Genomic DNA, 17,636 nt, shown 5'->3' with positions numbered 1-17,636 from the left:
GATCAGGGTGGTTCGGTGCGCCTCAGCCCGCCCACTCGCCGGTGGCGGCGAACTTGTCAAGGATCGCGGTCGGTTCGACCAGGCTCAGGCCCTGCGACTCGACCCAGGCGTCGTCGAAATACGTTCCGGCATAACGATCTCCGCCGTCACACAGCAGGGTGACCACGCTGCCACCGCGACCGGCGGCGAGCATTTCGGCGATGATCGCGAACACACCCCACAGGTTGGTGCCGGTGGAACCGCCGACCCGACGGCCGAGCACCTTGCTCGCATACCTAGCTGCCGCAATGGAACCCGCGTCGGGCACGCCGATCATCCGATCGACCACCTGGCCGACGAACGACGGCTCCACCCGCGGGCGGCCGATTCCCTCGATGCGCGAGGACATTCCGGTCTCGTAGCCCGAGTCGGCGGTCTCGTAGCCGCCGTAGAACGCGGAGTTCTCCGGGTCGACCACGGCCAATTTCGTTGCGTGCCTGCGGTATCGGATGTAGCGGCCGATGGTGGCGCTGGTGCCGCCGGTGCCCGCGCCGACCACCACCCAGTCCGGCACCGGATGCGACTCCAACGTCATTTGCTCGAAGATGGATTCGGCGATGTTGTTGTTGCCGCGCCAGTCGGTGGCGCGCTCGGCGTGGGTGAACTGATCCATGTAGTGGCCGCCGCATTCGGCGGCCAGTCGCGCCGCCTCGGTGTACATGTCGGGCGGGCGCCGCACGAAATGGCAACGGCCACCCTGTGCTTCGATCAGCGCGATCTTCTGCGGCGAGGTGCTCGCCGGCATCACCGCGACGAAATCCAGGCCGAGCAGCTTCGCGAAATACGCCTCGCTCACCGCGGTCGAGCCCGACGAGGCCTCGACCACCGTGGTGCCCTCGGTAACCCAGCCGTTGCAGATCGCGTAGAGGAACAGCGACCGGGCCAGCCGATGCTTGAGGCTGCCGGTGATGTGGGTGGACTCGTCCTTCAGATACAGCTCGACATTCCACGCGACGGGCAGCGGGTACCGCAGCAGGTGGGTGTCGGCACTGCGCTGGGCGTCGGCGTCGATCAGCCGGACCGCGTTGTCCACCCAGTCGCGCGGGATGCTGCGATCACAGGACTTCACGATGCCCCCTGATTGTCCTCAGGGCCATCGCCGCGCAACCGGGCGCGCAGTTGCGCCTTGTCGTGGCGGCGGCGCTCGTCCACCACCGCGATGTCCTCGTTGACCCGCACGCGCAGCCGTTTGAACAGCATCAGCGACAGCGGCATGGCGATGATCAGGGCGAACAGGGCGGCGACCACCAGCGGGATGTCCACCTTGACCAGCCGGGCCAGCCCCACGATCAGCAGCGTGATCAGCACGACGAGGGCCAGCCTGGCGACCGTGTACAGACCGAGGTTGCGGGCAAGGCGCTGACCCGCGCCAGCGGTTTGCTGTCCTGGAGCACCATCCGGTGGAGTTGCGTCACTCACGTCGCTCAGCCTATGCGAAGCTGTTGCCCGCCCTCAGCGCGCGCCTGTCGCCGAGGTCGGCAGCATATCCGATTTGTCTATTACTTCCCCTTTACCAACAGTAGGTGGTTCGAGTACCTAGGGGTTTCAGTGCAACGATGACGCCATCTGATGAGGGAACTGTCGAGAACGGAGAGGTTTGCTATGAGTGCGATCACCGTCGGCGGCCAGGACACCCTGCTGACACCAGGGCAGGTTGCTGCCATGTTCCACGTCGACCCCAAGACGGTCACCCGATGGGCTCATGCCGGGCGTCTCGGGTCGTTGCGCACACCGGGCGGACATCGCCGGTTCCGCGAATCAGAGGTAATGCAGCTGCTCAAGTCGCTCACTACTGAGGCGACCGCACGCTGACTGCGGGCCGCGCGGGCCCATCGTGCCGGGGCCCGCGCCCACCCGGCGTATCTATTTCACGTCTGCGGTGTGCGAGAGCTACGCACGGGACTACCCTCGTAACCAGGAGGTGAGCGACGTGACGTACCTGTTGGCACTCATCGCGGTCGTGGCAGTCGCGGTGTTGTGCTGGAAAGCGTTCGGCCCCGAGAGAACTGCCGGACCGTCCGCAACCCACTCGCGTTCACCGCAACGCAAGCGCGTCGTCGGACCCGACGACGACCCCGAGTTCCTCTGGCGGCTATCCCGCCAGCACCGCAACGGAGACTCCGACTCCACTGAGCGCTGAGCGCTCGGCCCGGATCCCCTCCCGCGCATTACATCTCACCATCGGCGTAGTTGCGCGCGTGTAAGCCCTCGCTCGCACGCAGTCGATTCGCGAGCATCGCCAGGTAGTGCTGCGCCTCCACGGAGAGCCCGGCCGCCGTCTGCACCAGCTTGCGCAACGCACCGTCATTCAACTGCTCTACCAAACTCCCGTCCGCGTCAGCCACCGCAGCCGGGAGATAGGTGAAGTAATCGGAATCCAAGAGCCCGCTCCTCAACCGTCTGTGCGCCGGGTCAGCGCATCGCCTGTAGACAGGACACGGCGTTTCGCGGAACGGCACGCCGGGTAGCACGTGATCTGTGCCACTGTTTGCGCGCTGGCTATTACCCGAGAAGCTCAGTGATGCCGGACACTATTCCGAAAACGGACTCTTCGGCCGAACTAATTCCAGTGAAGTCACGCTGACCATCCCCCCACCGGTCGCCCGCGAATCGAAGCCGGCCCGCTGAGGTTTGCCGCCGTCGGCTCAATCCGCACTGACCCGCCCCGCACACCCCGCTCGGCCGCGATCTCGACCACCCGCCTCGAACCGCCCCAACGCCACGGGCCGAGTGATTCCGGAAGACCGAGCCAGTGGTCGACACAGCCCGGCACCCGACCGATGGCAAATTATGGCGGCAAGCCGAATCAGCGAACCGTGAGGTATTCAATACTGAAAGGTAATAGATACTGCAAGGTCCGAATACCGACAGGTTTCCTTTTCCGGCCCGGTCCGATTTTTAGAGCAAAGTTTTGCGGCATTTACCGCGCGTCACGCACCAGCAGTGTGTAATCTCTGGAATTCTTGAACCCCTGATACGACAAGTGGTGACGCAGTGATCGGTGTTGACGGCTGTCTGGAACGCATCATGGACATTCCCGGTGCGCGCAGCGCGACCCTGGTGGATGGCGCGAGCGGCCTGGCAATTGCCGCGGCGGGCCGGCACGACGTCGTCGACCAGCACGAAGGTGCCGCGGCCACCACCGACGTGATGCGCGCGGTGCTCGACTGCCCCGCGCTGACGACCGGTCGCGACGGCGAGGACCTCACCGAGCTCATCGTCTGCGGTACCCACGGATTCCATCTGCTCAATCTGGTGAACGGCGACTTCGACGGTCGCCTTTTCATGCACGTCCTATTCGACGACGACACCGGAAATCTGGCGATGGCGCGATTCCGGCTCCGCGGAATTCTCGCCGAATTCGTCGGGCCAGGTCATGACCGTTGAACTGACCGACGAACTGCGGCGACTGGAAATAGCGAAAGGCACCGGCGTGCTATTCGTCGGCGACGGCGCATTTCAGCTCACCGAGGGAGCGATCACCTCGGCCGACTGCCTGCGCACGAGCGGACTTGCCCGGCTCGTGATGGAGGCAGGCGTGGCGACCGCGGACGACTGGCGCCGAGCCGAGGGTGGCGACGCCGGCCGATTGCTGGAACAGCCGAGGCTGGAAACCCTGGCAATGCTCTCGGTATTCGATGCCGCCTACTTCCTGCTCGCGTCACCTTCGGTGCCCGAATTCCGGCCCGCGCCACCACATTGGCTCGCCACCGTCTGCCGGATCACCCCGCACGTACTTGTCCACGAGTGCGAGCGGCGCGGTGATCCCGAGTCGACGCCATGGCCCGCGCAGCTGGTCGATCGCGCGCCGGTCGTACCCGTCCGCCGCGGCAGGCGCCGGCGCGTCGTCCTCACCGGCGGCCAGGCCGAAGTGCTCGCCGCCGCGGACGCTCGACGCAGCGTCGCAGGCATCGGCGACTACCTCGGCCGGACCAGCTACGGGTGTCTGGTCGCGGTGCGGGAACTGACCGCGGCCGGGCTCATCGAGCCACCCGTCCAGGTCATGCCCGCCGAATCGCCGACCGCCCCGCCGGTCATCGAGGCGACGCCACCACCCCGCCGACGCCGGGTGCGACCGACCGCACCGGTTCCGGCCCCGGACCGCTGGAAGCCGGTCGACCCCGACTTGCTTGTCCGCCTGCGGGCTGCTTTGGAGGACGCGTGACCGCGCGGAAAAAACTGCTCGGCGAACTGATGGGAAGGTTGACCAAGGTGTCGATGTCCGGACCCGAACCGAACGCCGCGGTGCTCGCGGAGTTGACGGCGCTACGCGAACGCGTGCCGAGGCTGACCGGAACGGTGGTGGCGTCCAGCGACGGATTACTTGTCGCGCACGATCTACCCGCGCATATCGAGCCCGCCGGAATGGCCGCGCTGGCCGCCGCGCAGCTTTCGCTGTCCTATCGGTTGGCGATCACCGCGAACGGCGGCGGGTTCCACGAGGTCGTTGTGCACGGCACCGAGGGGCACGTTGTCGTCTACGCGGCGGGCTGGACCTCATTGACCGTTTTGGCGGGCCCCGAGGTGAACGTCGGCAGGCTGCACCTGGAGTCCCGGCCGGTGGCCCGCACGATCGCCGACCACATGGCGGCCATGGCGAACAACCTCGGCAAAGACCAGGGACCGAAAACCCAAGGAAAGGAATAGGCATGTCCAACCTGGATTTGTCACTGAAGGACATGATGGTGATCGACGGCGCGCTCGGCGCCGCCGTCGTCGACTACAACAGCGGCATGGCGCTAGGCACCCTCGGCAGTTCCAAGGCGCTGGACCTTCAGGTCGCCGCTGCGGGCAACACCGAGGTCGTGCGCGCCAAGATGCGCACCATGGAACAGCTCGGCCTGGCCGACAACATCGAAGACATCCTCATCACACTATCCGGCCAGTACCACATCATCCGCCCGATGACCGGCCGAAAGTCCAAGGGCCTGTTCCTCTATCTCGCGCTGGACCGCAACCGAGCCAATCTCGCACTGGCCCGCCACCGCCTCAAGGGCATCGAGGAAGACCTGGAGGTGTAAGCAGGGGCACCCGCCCCGGTGGCCGGCAGCCCCGCCCTCGTGCCCGATCGAGCTGCGGGGCTGCCGCTTGTCCACCTGACATTCCCATGGCGAATAAGCCCAAACCTGTTGCGACCCAACAGCGCCCGCTCAGCGTGGTGCCATCGACGAGACCGCTCAGTTCAGTCCCGCGTAGGAGTGCAGGCCGCTGATGACCATGTTGATGAACATCGGTCCCTGCGTTTGTGCTGGTGGGCTGGAACTGACGCGGTGGGCCTGACCTGGGGATTCTGGGCTGTGGCGTTGGCTGAATAGGGCATCGGTGGGTGCCACTGCGTACTGATTGCGTACCAAAGCTGCGGGAATGACACCCCCGCGGCTTTGTCGTGCCCGGACACATCCCGGCGACTTCCCTTCCCCTGCTTCCTCATACTGGCGACCCCTGAGCGGAGGGAGGTCGTGTCAAGGGCGTTCTTTCCCTTGACTCGTCCGAGTGAGGTCAGACAATTGGGCCATGAGGAGGCAGGGATCTACGAAACCACGCGCAACCACCTCGACACGGCGCCGGCCGATTCCTCGCTGACTCCAATGATCGGCACCACAGCCAGTCACCCCGTTACGAGCTCCGCGGCTTCGATCCTGGCTGCGGAGGTAGGTCGGGAACGGCTCTCGTCGTGCCCACACTTACTCGGATATGCCCAAAGCGACCAAGAGTGTCATGGAGCTGACCTTGCGGGCGCGGTAGCGCCCGCCGTAGGCGCTCCTTGATTCTCAATGGCGGAATTCGGCAGCAACCTGCGTAGGCGAGTTCTCGCGGTTCGCGCGTCTACACATCCGTTCGATCCGCGCAGTCCGCAGGATCGAATAGGAGAGTGTGCGCCGAACGGGTTGGTGTGCCGTTGCGGTGTTGATCGGTCCGCTCTGACTCGAGGAGGGTTACATAATGATTCGCACAACGTTGGCAGCTTTGGGAAGCGGCCTACTCGTCGTGGTGGCTTGCGCCGGTCTTGCCACCGGTGCGGCGTCGGCGCAGGTCCCGGACTTCGGTGTGATGAAGGAGCCAGTGGCTAAGTCGCAAAAACCGGCCGTGTCGGACTCTGGGAAACCGGGGAAGGACAAGCCGGGTAGCTCGGCAGGCAAGGGGAAGGACAAGCCGGGTAGCCCGGCAGGCAAGGGGAAGGACAAGCCGGGTAGCCCGGCGGGCAAGGGGAAGGACAAGCCGGGTAGCCCGGCGGGCAAGGGCAAGAGTGGCAGCTCGGGCATGGGTGCGGAAATAGAGGGCGGCAAAGACTCCTGCCAGGGCGATTCCGGTGGCCCAATTAGCGCTATCGGTGAGGGTTGCTGACGACGAATAGGTTGGGGATCGCTGGATGCTGCGGGTCCGAGGGAATCTGTTGTGCTTCAACGGTTTCGGGCCTAGCGATGGCGTAGGGCAGACACACCTCTTTCCGGGGGGGCGATGGACATGGTCCACACATCGCGCCCAGGGAGGAGGTGGTGGGTTTGGCGAAACATCGCCGGAAAAAGCAAGAGGCTCCGGTCGATTACGGCACCGTCTTGGTAGGTGCTGCCGTGATCGCCGGAGCGCTCGTGCTGGTCCGCTGGTTGCGGGCTAAGGAAGGCATCGCCCGCGGCTTCATGGATAGCACCAACCTCAGCGGTGTTGACCTTGGCAATCTTTCCACCAATAGGCAGGACATCGGCCGCGCGGGCAACTTTCGCAAGCGCAGCATCGAATACCGCACCCTCGAACATGGAGTGGCTGTAGATCGTTGCAGGACTGGGCAGCTGGCGAAGGAACGCCAACGCGTCGAGTCCCTCAACGTGGTGCAGCACAGCCATCGGGGTCACCTCCCGACTTACCGCATGGTCGAAGTCGACAGGTTCCCAGCAACACGGAAGAAGCCGGGATGGCTTGGCGACTTCAAGCCATAGATCGACGATCGCGGCGCGTTGCTCTGAGTGGAGAAGGTCTCCTCTGGTGGTGGAACCCGAGAGGATGAAGTAGTCGACCCATGTCCCGGCAGCTCGTTCGGCATAGCGACGGGTGGCGGGGAAGTCAACGGCGCCACCGCTCTTCCGGATGGTGAGCCGCGGGCACGACGACGTCGAAAGGGGTCACCGGGACTCCACCGTGCGGAGGATCGCGTCGGCACATGCAGTGGGGGCTAGCGCTCCGGTGTCGGCGCTGATATCGGCATCGGCCAACGGGGGTGTGGCGTCCCATGCCGCAAGGCGAGCGTCAACGTCACCAGTGTCTCGGTCGATGATTCGCGATCGTGCGATGTCGCGTGGACACCAGAGTTGGGCGACGGTCCAGGCCGATCCGGGAGTCGCAGCGCGTACGGCGGTGATGACTTCTGGCTGTCCGGCATGTACGACCGGGATCAACCCGCTGTCGAGCATCTGAACCAGGCTCGGCCGGTCGGCGGGCACCTGTCCTCGATGTTCGTCACCTTGACGATGGACAGCTACGGCAAGATCCACGCCGACGGCGCAGTCAACGACAAAGGCCAACCCTGCTCGGACGGCTCCCCGGTCGACCCCGAGCACTACAACTACCCCCGCGCGGCCCGCGATATCGTGTTCTTCTCCAAGCTGGTCGATCGCTGGATTCAGAACCTGCGCCGCTGCGTCGGCTACGACGTGCAGTACTTCGCAACGGTGGAACCCCAGCGGCGTGGTGCCCCGCACCTGCACATCCTGATCCGTGGTGTGGTTTCCCGCGAGATCCTCAAGCAGGTCACCGCGGCTACCTACCATCAGGTGTGGTGGCCTCGCTTCGATGCCGAGGACCAGGTGTACGGCGGTACGCACATTCCGGTGTGGGATCACAAGAAGGCCACCTTCGTAGATCCCGAAACCGGTAAGGCGCTGACCTATTGGGATGACGCGCTGGACATCCTCGACGCTGTCGATGACCTCGAGCCTGCGCATACGGTGCGGTTCGGGCCGCAGATGGATCGCAAGCAGATCACCGGTATCGCGGGGGGCGGGGACGGAAAAGGCCGGTCGGACCATCGGCTACGTCACCAAGTACCTGGTGAAGTCGATCGCGGAAATCGTTGAGCCGCAATCGGATCGGGCGACCGAGCATTACGACCGGTTGCATGCGCAGTTGCAGCACACCCCGTGTTCGCCTCGCTGCGCGGTCTGGCTGAAATACGGCATCGTCCCCCAAGGTGCCAGCGACAAGACGGTGCCGGGTCGCTGCCGGGGCAAAGCACACCGCCGCGACACTCTCGGCCTGCCTGGTCGTCGTGTGCTGGTGTCGCGCAAGTGGTCCGGCAAAACCTTGATGGATCACAAGCAGGACCGGGTCGAGTTTGTTCGGCAACTGCTCGCCGACGCCGGAATCACCAAACCGGACACGAGTCACTTCAAGGTGACGCCGGTCGAACCGGGCGATAAGTCCCGGCCCCTGCGTGAACATCTGATCCTGGGTTCGATCGCGAAACGTTCGACGTGGCGTGCGGAGTACGTCAAAGCGCAGCTGGCAGCCGACCCACCACCGGAGCCACCAGAAACTTCGGCAACTTCAGCAACTCAGCGAGTAGCAGCGTAGGGAAGAGGGAATCGGCATGTTTGAAGATGAGACTTACCTGCGGGCGAAGGACTGCGAAGCGTTGACTGGGATTCCGGAAGCGACATGGCGGTGGTGGGCTCATGTCGGGCAGGGACCTGCCAGCTTCAAACTCGGAGCGCGCCGACGCGTCTGGCGCAAGTCGGTCGTACTGGCCTGGATCGCAGAGCAGGAAGCAAGTGCCGTCCTCGGTGATGCCGCATGACCGGGGTTCGCCGAAACCGTCGCGCAGGCGTAGAGGACCTATGGACCAAGGACGAACGGCAGCCAGACGGCACAGTGTTGCGGGTTCCCTCCAAGCTCGACGGCAAGGGAAAGCGTTGGCGCGCACGCTATGTCGATGACGGTGGTATCGAGCACAGCAAGCGATTCACCCGGAAGACGGATGCGAAGGCGTGGCTCGATGCGCAGGTTTCGAGCCTGGTACAGGGCATTCACGTTGCACCGCGTGACTCCCAGCAGGCCGTGGAGCAGTGGGCCAACGACTGGCTGAAGGGGTACGCGAACCATCGCGAAAAGACTGTCGAGCTGGCGGGCTGGCACGTCAAGAAGATCAACGCTGGGCTCGGGTCGCTGCAACTGTCAGCAGTTCGGCCCTCCACCGTGAAGAAATGGATGGTTGCGCTCAAGGCCGAGGGCCTGGCCGACAGCTACGTCTACAGCCTCCACTCGCGGCTGGCTCAGATCCTGGGCGACGCGATGCACGATGGGCTGTTGGCGCGCAATCCATGCTCGCGGCGCACATCACCGAATACGGGACAGCAGAAGGTCTACGTGGCTACATCAGAACAGGTCTGGGCGCTGCATGATGCGATGCCTGCCCGCCTCAGGGTTGCGGTGCTGCTCGGGTCGTTCGTGGGGCTGCGTGTCTCGGAGGCCGCCGGACTTCGGACCAAAGGATGTCGACTTCGGCAACGGTGTCGTCCAGCCTGAAGTGCAGTGGCCAGCGCGTCCACTCGAGACCGAGTCGAGTGCCAAACCGGTGCCGGTACCGCCGGAACTCGTCGCGATGCTGGAGGAGTCGGCGCGGACGTTCCCTGGCGAGAACCTCGTGTGCGACGAGTTCGGCAAGCCGGTCTCGCCGTGGGTGATCGGATGGCACCTGCGGGCGGCGAAGGCGAAGGTTCCGGGTCTGCCTGAGGAGTTCAGCTTTCAGGACTTCCGCCACTTCTACGCGTCCCTGCTGATCCGTCGCGGCGCTGACATCAAGGCCGTGCAGGCTCGCCTTCGCCACGGCAGCGCGATCACCACCCTGCGCTACTACGCCCATCTGTGGCCCGACGCAGACGAGACAACCCGTCTCGCGGTCGGTGCTGCGATCCGGGATTGGCCCGGTTCCACTGCGTACTCACTGCGTACCGAAGCCGATGAGCTGGGTTCTACCGATGATGGGGACGACCCGAATCCGCAGGTAGAAGCCGCTCAGTTCAGTCCCGCGTAGGAGTGCAGGCCGCTGATGACCATGTTGATGATGAAGAGGTTGAAGAGCATGGCTATGAAGCCGGCGATGTTGATCCAGGCGGCCTTGGTGTCGCGCCAGCCGGAGGTGGCGCGGGCGTGCAGGTAGGCGGCGTAGAGGACCCAGGCGATGAAGGAGCAGGTTTCTTTGGGGTCCCAGCCCCAGAAGCGGCCCCAGGCGGCCTCGGCCCAGATGGCGCCGAGGATGACGCCCGCACCGAAGAGGGGGAAGCCGATGATGGTGGCTTTGTAGGCGAGGCGGTCGAGGGTGCGGGCGTCGGGGAGGCGGCGCGCGATGACGCCGAGGATGTTGTTCGACTCCTGGCCTTCGGGCTGGCGCAGGCGGTAGAGGAACAACATGCTGGAGACGCCGGCGAAGAGGAAGACGCCGCTGCCGATGCTGACGATGGTGACGTGGATGGGCAGCCAGTACGACTTCAGCGCGGGGACAACGGGAGCCGCGTCGGCGTAGAGGATGGTGCCCGCGAGGAACAGCAGGATGACGACCGGGATGAGCAGGAAGACCCACATCGACCGGTAGCGCTGTTCGCGCAGGAACAGCGCGCCCATCAGCACCGCGGCCGCGGTGGCCATGGTGACGAACTCGTACATGTTGCCGAGCGGGAACCGGTGGGTCGCGAAGCCGCGCAACACGATCGAGCCGATGTGCAGCGCGATGGCGACGACCAGCACCGAGAACGCCATGTTGCCGAGGCGCTCGGACATCGACTTCTCCGGCGGGCCGACGACGCGACCCGGCACCGCGGGATCGCTGGCCGGTCCACCGACCGAGACGAGTTCACGCTCCGCGACCTGACGGCTGCGCGCGGTGGCGTACTGCCAGATCAGCAGCACGAGCACCAGCGCGTAGACCACGATCGCGGTCTTGAACGAGAAATCGCTGTAGCGCGCGATGGTCTCGTTGATCGGCATCTTTACTCTCCCGTGGTCTTCGCGTCCGTCGCCGAATCGGGCGTGGCGTCCAGCAGGCGCGCGCGTAGTCGGTCGAACTCACTGCCCCAGCCCGCCTGATCGGTCCGAGCCAGCCCGCCCATTTCTACTACGGTGCGTCGTTTGCCCAAGGTACCGGCTGGCTCCTCGGCGGGGTAGACCCGGACCCAGATCCGGCGCCGCTTCACCAGCAACGACACCAGCAGGCCGAGCATCATGGTCACCGCGCTCACCAGCACCCACTGCTGCGCCGGATCGTGCGACACCTGCAGGTTCGCGAATTCCTGTGCGCCGTCGAAGGTCACCCTGGTGCCGTTGGGCAGGCTGGTCGACTCGCCGGGGCGCAGGTTGACCCTGGCCTCCTTGGTCAGTCGACCCTGCTTGACCTGCTCGGGATCCAGCGCGAACAGCGACTGCGGCTTTCCGGTGTCCAGCCCGGTGTCGCCGCGATAGATGTCGACGGCGACGGCCGGATCGTTCATCGTCGGGAACGACGAGGTCATCAGGCTGCCGTGGAACAGCGCGGTCGGCGCGAACAGGCCCTCGATGGCGATCTGGTTCTTGCGCCGCTCCTCGTCGGTGGCGTACATGCCGCCGGGCGGATCGATCCGCAGCACGCCGCTGGACAGGAAGGTCCGCGCGTCGTCGGGCCGCCACTGCAGCGACTCGGTGCGGGTCTGCCCGTTCGGGAAGGTGACGGTGAAGGTCGGCGCGAAACCGTGGCCCTGCAGATAGATTCGGTCGCCCGCCACCCGCAGTGGATGGTTCACCTGGATCGCCGTCGAGCGCCAGGTGTTGCTCTGCAGATCGGCGCCTGCCTGGTATTCGATGTTCGAGGTGAACATCTCGGCCTGACCGTTCTCCAGGTAGTCGGCCTTGAAATCCTTGACCCGCACGCAGATCGGCGCCATGCCGGTGCCGTCGTTGACGTTGCCCGCCTTGAACGAGTCGAAGATGGCGGGCGAGGTGGTGCAGAAGCCCGGTCCGTTGTTCGCGATGACGATCACGTTGCCCTCGTAGCCGAACAGCTTGCCGACCGCGATGGCGACCAGCAGGCAGACCAGCGCGAGATGGAAGACGAGGTTGCCGAGTTCGCGGGTGTACCCCTTCTCCGCGGCGAGGGTGATCTCCCCGTCGCGAGTGCCGGGCCTGACCTCGGTTCGCCAGCCGCGCAACTCTTTCCGAACCCGCGCGACGACTTCGTCGGGCGTCTCGTCGGCGCTGCCCGCGTAGTGGTGCGGCAACCGGCTGAGGTTGCGCGGCGCCCGCACGGGCGGGGTGCGCAGCGCGCGATAGTGATCGAAGCAGCGCGGCAGGATGCAGCCGACCAGCGAAATGAACAGCAGCACATAGATGGCCGTGAACCAGAAGCTGCCGAACACGTCGAACAGCTCGAACCGGTCCATCCACGGACCGAGCGTCGGCCGGTTCGCGATGTACTGATCGACCTTCTGCTCGTTGAGGTTTCGCTGCGGCAGCAGTGCGCCGGGAATCGCGCCCAACGCGAGCAGGAACAGCAGCACCAGCGCGGTGCGCATGCTGGTCAGTCCACGCCAGGTATTGCGGACAAAGGCCCACACCCTGCCGAGCGGGGATTGCCGGGCCACGGGTGCCGGTTCGGTCAGCGGTTTTTCCGGCCCACCCGTCGCCCGACCACCACCCCTCATCGAATCAATGCTGTTCATACTCATATCGGCAGCACAACCTCGGAAACGAACGCGTCGCGCACCCAGCCGACGAACTGGTCCCACACCCCGGTGACCAGCGCGGCGCCGACCGCGACGAGCAGCATGCCCCCGATGATCTGGATGGTGCGCGAGTTACGGCGCAGCCAGCCGACACCGCGCAGCGCGCTGGCCGACCCGAACGCGAGGATCACGAACGGCAGGCCGAGCCCGAGGCAATAGGCGACGATCAACGCCACCCCGCGCGCCGCGGTGGTCCCATCGGTGCCCGCGGCCACCGCCATCACGCCGGACAGCGTCGGCCCGAGGCACGGCGTCCAGCCGAGCGCGAAGACGCCGCCGAGCAGCGGCGCGCCCGCGATGCTGGTCAGCCTGCGCGGTTCCATCCTGGTGTCGCGCTGCAGCGCGGGGATCAGGCCGATGAAGACCAGACCCATCAGAATGGTGACCACGCCGCCGATGCGTTGCAGCAGTTCACGATTCACGTTCAGCGTCTGAATGACCCCGAAAACCGTTGCGGTGGCGAGCACGAAGACGACGGTGAACCCGGCGACGAACAGCCCCGCCGCACCGGCCACCCGCATCCGGCCCGCCCGCGCGGCCTGCTTCGCCGACTCGACGGCCACCGAACTCGATTGCGCCCCGGCCGCTTGCGCGGGTGTGGCGGGCGGCGCCTCGGCACCGACGAGTCCGGCGAGGTAGGACAGATAACCGGGCACCAACGGCACCACGCACGGCGAGGCGAAGGACACCAGCCCGGCGAGCAGGCAGGCGCCCAACGCGAGCAGCAACGGTCCGGTCGCGGCGGTCTGCTGGAACGAATCCCCTACGGCGGCGAGCACCATCAGCGCGCCACCGCTGTTACGCGGGGACTCAAGCGCCCTCCCCCTCCGGCGTCTCCTCGGCCGGGTCGGTGTCGCCGCGCAACACAACGCGCTGTTCGGTGCTCTCGGCGTCGAACAGCACGCCGAAGTCGAGCAGCGAGTCCGCCGCTACGCTGCGCGGCACGGTGGCGATGCCCTTCCATCGGTCGTCCACGGCCCAGGCACCACCGATTCGGCGGGCGCCCTGCCGGTGGCGACAGGCACGCAGGGTACGGGTACGACGATCGCGATTCACTGTGCTTCCTCCGAGGCGAGTCTTTGAACAATCGGTTGCAGATCGTCGGCCAGCAGGGGGCGCAGGAACACCGCGGCGACGCGGTGCTGACGATCCAAGATCAGGGTGGTGGGAATGACACTGGTCGGGAAATTGCCACCGAGGGCGAGCAGGGTGCGCATGGACGGGTCGTAGATGGACGGATAACCGACCTTGTTGTCGACGACGAAGTCCTGCGCCTTGTCCTGCTGCGGGTCACGGACGTTGATGCCGAGAAAGGCGACGCCGTTGTCTTTCGTTGCCGCATAGACCTTTTCGAGCGCGGGCGACTCCGCGCGGCAGGGTCCGCACCACTGGCCCCACAGATTGAGTACCACGATTTTGCCCGGATAATCCTCCACCGAGGTGGTTTTGCCCGAGGTCATCAGGTCGGGTCCGGCCAGCTTGCCGATGGTGCCGCGCGAGCTCGGCGGGTCGTAGAAGATGTCGGTTTTGCCGCCGGGCGAGACGAATTCGAAGGTGCCGCCGGAGGCCACCGCGTCCTTACCGCCCGAGCAACCGGCCAGCGCCGCGACCAGGGCGACGCAGGCGAGCAGGACGGCAACGACCCGCCGTGCCGAGGCGGCAGGCGGTGCGACGGACGCGGTGCGCCAAATCATGCGCCGTGTACCGACGGGTCCGAGCCACCGGCGGGCTCGGAGTACACGATGTCGACGAGCGTGTCGCCCTGGTAGACCAGCGAGGTCAGCGACGCGAGCGAGCATTGCCGCTGGCGCGGGTCGTGCCAGAGCCGCTGGCCCTGCAGGAACCGGCGCAGCGTCCAGACCGGCAGCTGATGCGACACCAGCACCGCCTCGCGCCCGGCCGCCTCGACCCGCGCCTTGTTCACCGCGGCCAGCATGCGGTGCGCGATCTGCAGGTACGGCTCGCCCCAGGACGGGGTGAACGGGTCGCGCAGCTTCCACCAGTGCCGCGGCTTGCGCAGCGCGCCGTCGCCGACGGAGACCCGGAGGCCCTCGAAGGTATTGCCCGCCTCGATCAGGTTCTCGTCCGTCCGCACGATCAGATGATGTTGTGCCGCAATCGGTTCCGCGGTTTCCTGGGCCCGCTGCAGCGGCGAGGCGATGACCACGGCGATGTCGTGATCGGCCAGCGCCCGCGCGACGGCGCCGGCCTGCGAGCGGCCGGTGACCGACAGGCTGAAGCCGGGCAGCCTGCCGTAGAGGATCCCGTTCGGGTTGTGCACCTCGCCGTGGCGCAGCACGTGCACGATCGTCTCCACCGGCGCGGTGCCACCGTCGTGGATCCGCTGTTCCTTCGCGGCACTCGGCTTCGGCTCGGAATCCGTTGCGGCGCTGTCGCTTTCCGTTACTGCGGGATCGGCCGGACCCGATGCGGCGGCGGCGAAGTGCGCGCCCGCGTCGATCACGGTCGAATCGGCGTCGGCGTCCACGACCGGCCCGGCACCAAGGCCGGCGATCGCCCCGGCGGCAGGCTCGGTACTCGGCTCGGCGGCACCGGATTCAGCGACCGGAGCCGCGCCGAGCCCAGCGACCGACCCGGCGGTGTCGGCAGCTGCCTCGGCGGCTTCGGTGGCGGACTTGGCTAGCTCGCGCTTGTCGGCATCGGGCTGATCGTGATCGGAGCTCACGCGCGGGATCCTTCGGGAGTGGCGGCCGCGGCCGCGTGTGCGGCGGCGGGCAGGGCGGCGGCGATGCGGTCGAATGCGTCCTCGTCGAGTGCGGCGGAGACGAACCAGGTCTCGAACGCGCTCGGCGGCGCGTACACGCCACCGTCGAGCAGCGCGTGGAAGAAGGCTGGGTAGCGCCAGGTCTGGCTCGCCTTGGCGGCGGCGTAGTCGGTGACCGGGCGTTCGGCGAAGAACACGCTCACCATATTGCCTGCGAACTGCACCTGATGCTCGACGCCTGCGGCACTGAGCGATTCGCCGAACAATGCGCCGAGCCGCTGCGCGTTCCGTTCCAGCGCGGCGTACACCGCGTCGTCGGCGGCACGCAGCGTGGCCAGGCCCGCGGCGACCGCGACCGGGTTACCGGAGAGCGTGCCTGCCTGGTAGACCGGGCCGAGCGGGGCCAGGTGGTTCATGATCTCGGTGCGGCCGCCGAACGCGGCGGCGGGCAGGCCACCGCTCATCACCTTGCCGAAGGTGTAGAGATCAGCGACAACGCCCTCGCGGCCGAACCAGCCCGCGCGGCTCACCCGGAACCCGGTCATCACCTCGTCCATGATGAGCAGCGCGCCGTTGTCGGCGGTCAGCGTGCGCAGGCCCGCGTTGAAGCCGGGCAGCGGCGCCACCGTGCCCATGTTGCCCGCGGCGGCCTCGGTGATCACGCACGCGATCGCGCCGGGGTGCGCGGCGAACGCGGCGGCGACGGCGTCGAGGTCGTTGTAGGGCAGCACGATGGTGTCGGCCGCCTGCGCGCCGGTGACGCCGGGCGAGGTCGGTAGCCCGAGGGTCGCGACGCCGGAGCCCGCGTCGGCGAGCAGCGCGTCGACGTGGCCGTGGTAGCAGCCGGAAAACTTGATGATCTTGGCGCGGCCGGTGTAGCCGCGGGCCAGCCGCACCGCGCTCATGGTGGCCTCGGTGCCCGAGTTCACCAGGCGCACCCGTTCCACCGGATCGACCCGCTCGATGATGGCCTCGGCCAGTTCGATCTCCGCCTCGGTGGGCGCGCCGAAGGACAGGCCGCCGACCGCGGCCCGCTGCACCGCCTCGACCACCGCGGGATGCGCGTGCCCGAGAATCATCGGGCCCCACGAGCACACCAGGTCGACGTACTCGTTGCCGTCGGCGTCGACGAGGGTGTAGCCGTGCGCGGACGCGATGAATCGCGGTGTGCCGCCGACGGAGTTGAAGGCCCGCACCGGAGAGTTGACACCCCCGGGAATCACCGAGCACGCCCGGTCGAAGAGCTGAGCAGAAACCGGCACCGATGCGCTGGTCACGCGCGGAGAAGAACTCACGACCTCCAGTGTCTCAGCCCGATCGGAACGGGTCGACGACAGGGTGTGCGGCCTCGCGCATTCGCGGCTCGCAAGCGCTCTGTAGTGGGCGTGACGTAGACCGCAACACGCCGGGCCGCTGTTTACGCCGTATTCGATCGCCCCGAGATTGCTGATGCGTAATCTCGAGCGTCACCATTCATCTGCCCCGGAGGATTTCTATGCGGTTTGCCATGGTCAGTGCTGCTGTTTCCACCGCGCTCGTCGGTGCGGCCGTCGTGTTCGGCGCCGGTACGGCCGCCGCGGTGGAGCCGGTCGCGCAGCCCGATCGGATCGGCCTGCAACTGAGTCATGAGGAGACCAAGTCGATGGCCGACGGCCCGATCCCGGCCGTGGTCACCATGTTCGTGCCGCTCAACCGGATCGGCGTCGGCCTGAAGGCGGACACCGGGATCTACAAGGACGAGAACGGCGGCGTGCACGCGTCGCTGCGGCAGGCGATCATGGAGGCGGCCAATCATTCCGACGGGACGATCACCCTCTTCGTCAACGCCCCTGGCACCCGCAACGGCCGCGTGCTCGACATGTATCAGAACTGGAACTGAGCCACGCTCAGCTGTACATGCACGGCGCCTGGGCCGAAATGGTGTGCAGGTAGCACATGAACGCGTTGTACGGGCCCGCGGAACCGGAATCCGGCACCAGCACCGGTGCGTCGACCTGACTCATCGAGGTGTCGCCCGCGGGCTCGAGCGGAAGTCCGGGGTTCGCACCCGCCGGCCCGGCACCGATCCCGATCGCGGCGGTAATCGCCAGTGCGGCACAGACTTTCACAGCAAGCCGATTCATCAAACCCAA

Annotated in this window: 25 protein-coding genes; 14 read left to right on the top strand and 11 right to left on the bottom strand. The window is 66.5% G+C overall.

The annotated features are described in order from the left end of the window. Positions 1 to 22: 22 nt before the first annotated feature. Both ACIBK2_RS29045 and ACIBK2_RS29040 read right to left on the bottom strand, forming a co-directional pair. Positions 23 to 1,108, bottom strand: a complete 1,086-nt coding sequence (locus ACIBK2_RS29045; RefSeq protein ID WP_396971647.1) for a PLP-dependent cysteine synthase family protein — start codon at positions 1,106 to 1,108, stop codon at positions 23 to 25. Further along, positions 1,105 to 1,458: a DUF4229 domain-containing protein gene (locus ACIBK2_RS29040; RefSeq protein ID WP_396971646.1), complete on the bottom strand. Its 354-nt coding sequence runs from the start codon at positions 1,456 to 1,458 to the stop codon at positions 1,105 to 1,107. The genes ACIBK2_RS29045 and ACIBK2_RS29040 overlap by 4 nt, the downstream gene beginning before the upstream one ends. A gap of 183 nt (positions 1,459 to 1,641) precedes the next feature. Between ACIBK2_RS29040 and ACIBK2_RS29035 the strand changes: the two genes are divergently transcribed. Together ACIBK2_RS29035 and ACIBK2_RS29030 are read left to right on the top strand one after the other, a co-directional pair. After that, the gene (locus tag ACIBK2_RS29035) at positions 1,642 to 1,851 is read left to right on the top strand and encodes a BldC family transcriptional regulator (protein ID WP_040739417.1); all 210 of its coding nucleotides are present in this window, start codon (positions 1,642 to 1,644) and stop codon (positions 1,849 to 1,851) included. A 118-nt stretch (positions 1,852 to 1,969) separates the two neighbouring features. After that, positions 1,970 to 2,179, top strand: coding sequence for a hypothetical protein (locus ACIBK2_RS29030; RefSeq protein ID WP_357385493.1), 210 nt, complete (start codon positions 1,970 to 1,972; stop codon positions 2,177 to 2,179). 28 nt (positions 2,180 to 2,207) lie between these two features. Here ACIBK2_RS29030 and ACIBK2_RS29025 read toward each other — a convergent pair whose 3' ends face one another. Continuing rightward, positions 2,208 to 2,420 (bottom strand): hypothetical protein, encoded by a 213-nt coding sequence (locus ACIBK2_RS29025; protein ID WP_357385491.1) that lies wholly within the window; start codon positions 2,418 to 2,420, stop codon positions 2,208 to 2,210. Positions 2,421 to 3,033: 613 nt separating this feature from the next. On the opposite strand from ACIBK2_RS29025, the gene ACIBK2_RS29020 reads away from it, so the two are divergent. The 11 genes from ACIBK2_RS29020 (at position 3,034) to ACIBK2_RS28970 (ending at position 10,063) form a co-directional block, all read left to right on the top strand. Continuing rightward, on the top strand, positions 3,034 to 3,426 hold the full coding sequence (locus ACIBK2_RS29020) for a hypothetical protein (protein WP_396971644.1): 393 nt from the start codon (positions 3,034 to 3,036) through the stop codon (positions 3,424 to 3,426). After that, entirely contained in the window at positions 3,416 to 4,204 is a 789-nt protein-coding gene (locus tag ACIBK2_RS29015) for a hypothetical protein (RefSeq protein WP_396971642.1), read from the top strand. Before ACIBK2_RS29020 ends, ACIBK2_RS29015 begins: the two co-directional genes overlap by 11 nt. Next, the gene (locus ACIBK2_RS29010) at positions 4,201 to 4,686 is read left to right on the top strand and encodes a roadblock/LC7 domain-containing protein (protein WP_396971641.1); all 486 of its coding nucleotides are present in this window, start codon (positions 4,201 to 4,203) and stop codon (positions 4,684 to 4,686) included. Before ACIBK2_RS29015 ends, ACIBK2_RS29010 begins: the two co-directional genes overlap by 4 nt. Before the next feature lie 2 nt (positions 4,687 to 4,688). Next, the gene (locus ACIBK2_RS29005; RefSeq protein WP_396971639.1) at positions 4,689 to 5,060 is read left to right on the top strand and encodes a hypothetical protein; all 372 of its coding nucleotides are present in this window, start codon (positions 4,689 to 4,691) and stop codon (positions 5,058 to 5,060) included. Positions 5,061 to 5,982: 922 nt separating this feature from the next. Then, positions 5,983 to 6,384 carry a hypothetical protein gene (locus tag ACIBK2_RS29000; RefSeq protein ID WP_396971638.1) on the top strand — a complete coding sequence of 134 codons (402 nt, stop codon included), beginning with the start codon at positions 5,983 to 5,985 and terminating at the stop codon, positions 6,382 to 6,384. Between the two features lie 152 nt (positions 6,385 to 6,536). Next, positions 6,537 to 6,974 (top strand): hypothetical protein, encoded by a 438-nt coding sequence (locus tag ACIBK2_RS28995; RefSeq protein WP_396971637.1) that lies wholly within the window; start codon positions 6,537 to 6,539, stop codon positions 6,972 to 6,974. A gap of 369 nt (positions 6,975 to 7,343) precedes the next feature. Then, positions 7,344 to 8,108, top strand: a complete 765-nt coding sequence (locus ACIBK2_RS28990; RefSeq protein ID WP_396971636.1) for a replication initiator — start codon at positions 7,344 to 7,346, stop codon at positions 8,106 to 8,108. Then, positions 8,083 to 8,604 carry a replication initiator gene (locus ACIBK2_RS28985; protein WP_396971634.1) on the top strand — a complete coding sequence of 174 codons (522 nt, stop codon included), beginning with the start codon at positions 8,083 to 8,085 and terminating at the stop codon, positions 8,602 to 8,604. Before ACIBK2_RS28990 ends, ACIBK2_RS28985 begins: the two co-directional genes overlap by 26 nt. A 16-nt stretch (positions 8,605 to 8,620) precedes the next feature. Beyond that, entirely contained in the window at positions 8,621 to 8,827 is a 207-nt protein-coding gene (locus ACIBK2_RS28980) for a helix-turn-helix transcriptional regulator (RefSeq protein WP_396971632.1), read from the top strand. After that, entirely contained in the window at positions 8,824 to 9,555 is a 732-nt protein-coding gene (locus tag ACIBK2_RS28975; protein ID WP_396971630.1) for a hypothetical protein, read from the top strand. Before ACIBK2_RS28980 ends, ACIBK2_RS28975 begins: the two co-directional genes overlap by 4 nt. 49 nt (positions 9,556 to 9,604) lie before the next feature. Beyond that, complete coding sequence (locus ACIBK2_RS28970; protein ID WP_396971628.1) at positions 9,605 to 10,063, top strand: tyrosine-type recombinase/integrase; 459 nt, start codon at positions 9,605 to 9,607, stop codon at positions 10,061 to 10,063. Here ACIBK2_RS28970 and ccsB read toward each other — a convergent pair. The 7 genes from ccsB to hemL all read right to left on the bottom strand — a co-directional run bounded on the left by ccsB (position 10,045) and on the right by hemL (position 16,799). Continuing rightward, the gene (gene ccsB / locus ACIBK2_RS28965) at positions 10,045 to 11,013 is read right to left on the bottom strand and encodes a c-type cytochrome biogenesis protein CcsB (RefSeq protein WP_396971626.1); all 969 of its coding nucleotides are present in this window, start codon (positions 11,011 to 11,013) and stop codon (positions 10,045 to 10,047) included. The two genes, ACIBK2_RS28970 and ccsB, sit on opposite strands and share 19 nt — an antisense overlap. A gap of 2 nt (positions 11,014 to 11,015) precedes the next feature. After that, positions 11,016 to 12,698, bottom strand: coding sequence for a cytochrome c biogenesis protein ResB (locus ACIBK2_RS28960; RefSeq protein WP_396971624.1), 1,683 nt, complete (start codon positions 12,696 to 12,698; stop codon positions 11,016 to 11,018). Between the two features lie 20 nt (positions 12,699 to 12,718). Beyond that, on the bottom strand, positions 12,719 to 13,561 hold the full coding sequence (locus ACIBK2_RS28955) for a cytochrome c biogenesis CcdA family protein (RefSeq protein WP_379291146.1): 843 nt from the start codon (positions 13,559 to 13,561) through the stop codon (positions 12,719 to 12,721). Positions 13,562 to 13,589: 28 nt separating this feature from the next. Beyond that, the gene (locus tag ACIBK2_RS28950; protein WP_379291148.1) at positions 13,590 to 13,754 is read right to left on the bottom strand and encodes a hypothetical protein; all 165 of its coding nucleotides are present in this window, start codon (positions 13,752 to 13,754) and stop codon (positions 13,590 to 13,592) included. Positions 13,755 to 13,831: 77 nt separating this feature from the next. Further along, on the bottom strand, positions 13,832 to 14,473 hold the full coding sequence (locus tag ACIBK2_RS28945) for a TlpA disulfide reductase family protein (protein ID WP_396971622.1): 642 nt from the start codon (positions 14,471 to 14,473) through the stop codon (positions 13,832 to 13,834). Next, positions 14,470 to 15,120 (bottom strand): histidine phosphatase family protein, encoded by a 651-nt coding sequence (locus ACIBK2_RS28940; RefSeq protein WP_357385890.1) that lies wholly within the window; start codon positions 15,118 to 15,120, stop codon positions 14,470 to 14,472. The genes ACIBK2_RS28945 and ACIBK2_RS28940 overlap by 4 nt, the downstream gene beginning before the upstream one ends. Positions 15,121 to 15,461: 341 nt before the next feature. Then, positions 15,462 to 16,799 carry a glutamate-1-semialdehyde 2,1-aminomutase gene (hemL, locus tag ACIBK2_RS28935; RefSeq protein WP_396971620.1) on the bottom strand — a complete coding sequence of 446 codons (1,338 nt, stop codon included), beginning with the start codon at positions 16,797 to 16,799 and terminating at the stop codon, positions 15,462 to 15,464. A 200-nt stretch (positions 16,800 to 16,999) separates the two neighbouring features. On the opposite strand from hemL, the gene ACIBK2_RS28930 reads away from it, so the two are divergent. After that, a complete protein-coding gene (locus ACIBK2_RS28930; RefSeq protein ID WP_396971618.1) occupies positions 17,000 to 17,383 on the top strand; it encodes a hypothetical protein in 384 nt (127 codons plus the stop codon). A gap of 7 nt (positions 17,384 to 17,390) precedes the next feature. Here the strand turns inward: ACIBK2_RS28930 and ACIBK2_RS28925 are convergent, their stop codons facing one another. Further along, positions 17,391 to 17,627 (bottom strand): hypothetical protein, encoded by a 237-nt coding sequence (locus ACIBK2_RS28925; RefSeq protein ID WP_379291154.1) that lies wholly within the window; start codon positions 17,625 to 17,627, stop codon positions 17,391 to 17,393. Positions 17,628 to 17,636 lie beyond the last annotated feature (9 nt).

Source organism: Nocardia sp. NPDC050175, assembly GCF_044459885.1.
Lineage (GTDB): Bacteria > Actinomycetota > Actinomycetes > Mycobacteriales > Mycobacteriaceae > Nocardia.
This window is presented reverse-complemented; position numbering and strand designations above follow the sequence as displayed.

Bases quoted from the DNA above. Each gene is read 5' to 3' on its own strand.
- ACIBK2_RS29035 (WP_040739417.1), top strand. From the start codon at position 1,642: ATGAGTGCGATCACCGTCGGCGGCCAGGACACCCTGCTGACACCAGGG.
- ACIBK2_RS29015 (WP_396971642.1), top strand. From the start codon at position 3,416: ATGACCGTTGAACTGACCGACGAACTGCGGCGACTGGAAATAGCGAAA.
- ACIBK2_RS29005 (WP_396971639.1), top strand. From the start codon at position 4,689: ATGTCCAACCTGGATTTGTCACTGAAGGACATGATGGTGATCGACGGC.
- ACIBK2_RS29000 (WP_396971638.1), top strand. From the start codon at position 5,983: ATGATTCGCACAACGTTGGCAGCTTTGGGAAGCGGCCTACTCGTCGTG.
- ACIBK2_RS28980 (WP_396971632.1), top strand. From the start codon at position 8,621: ATGTTTGAAGATGAGACTTACCTGCGGGCGAAGGACTGCGAAGCGTTG.
- ACIBK2_RS28975 (WP_396971630.1), top strand. From the start codon at position 8,824: ATGACCGGGGTTCGCCGAAACCGTCGCGCAGGCGTAGAGGACCTATGG.
- ccsB (WP_396971626.1), bottom strand. From the start codon at position 11,013: ATGCCGATCAACGAGACCATCGCGCGCTACAGCGATTTCTCGTTCAAG.
- ACIBK2_RS28960 (WP_396971624.1), bottom strand. From the start codon at position 12,698: ATGAGGGGTGGTGGTCGGGCGACGGGTGGGCCGGAAAAACCGCTGACC.
- ACIBK2_RS28955 (WP_379291146.1), bottom strand. From the start codon at position 13,561: ATGGTGCTCGCCGCCGTAGGGGATTCGTTCCAGCAGACCGCCGCGACC.
- ACIBK2_RS28945 (WP_396971622.1), bottom strand. From the start codon at position 14,473: ATGATTTGGCGCACCGCGTCCGTCGCACCGCCTGCCGCCTCGGCACGG.
- ACIBK2_RS28930 (WP_396971618.1), top strand. From the start codon at position 17,000: ATGCGGTTTGCCATGGTCAGTGCTGCTGTTTCCACCGCGCTCGTCGGT.
- ACIBK2_RS28925 (WP_379291154.1), bottom strand. From the start codon at position 17,627: ATGAATCGGCTTGCTGTGAAAGTCTGTGCCGCACTGGCGATTACCGCC.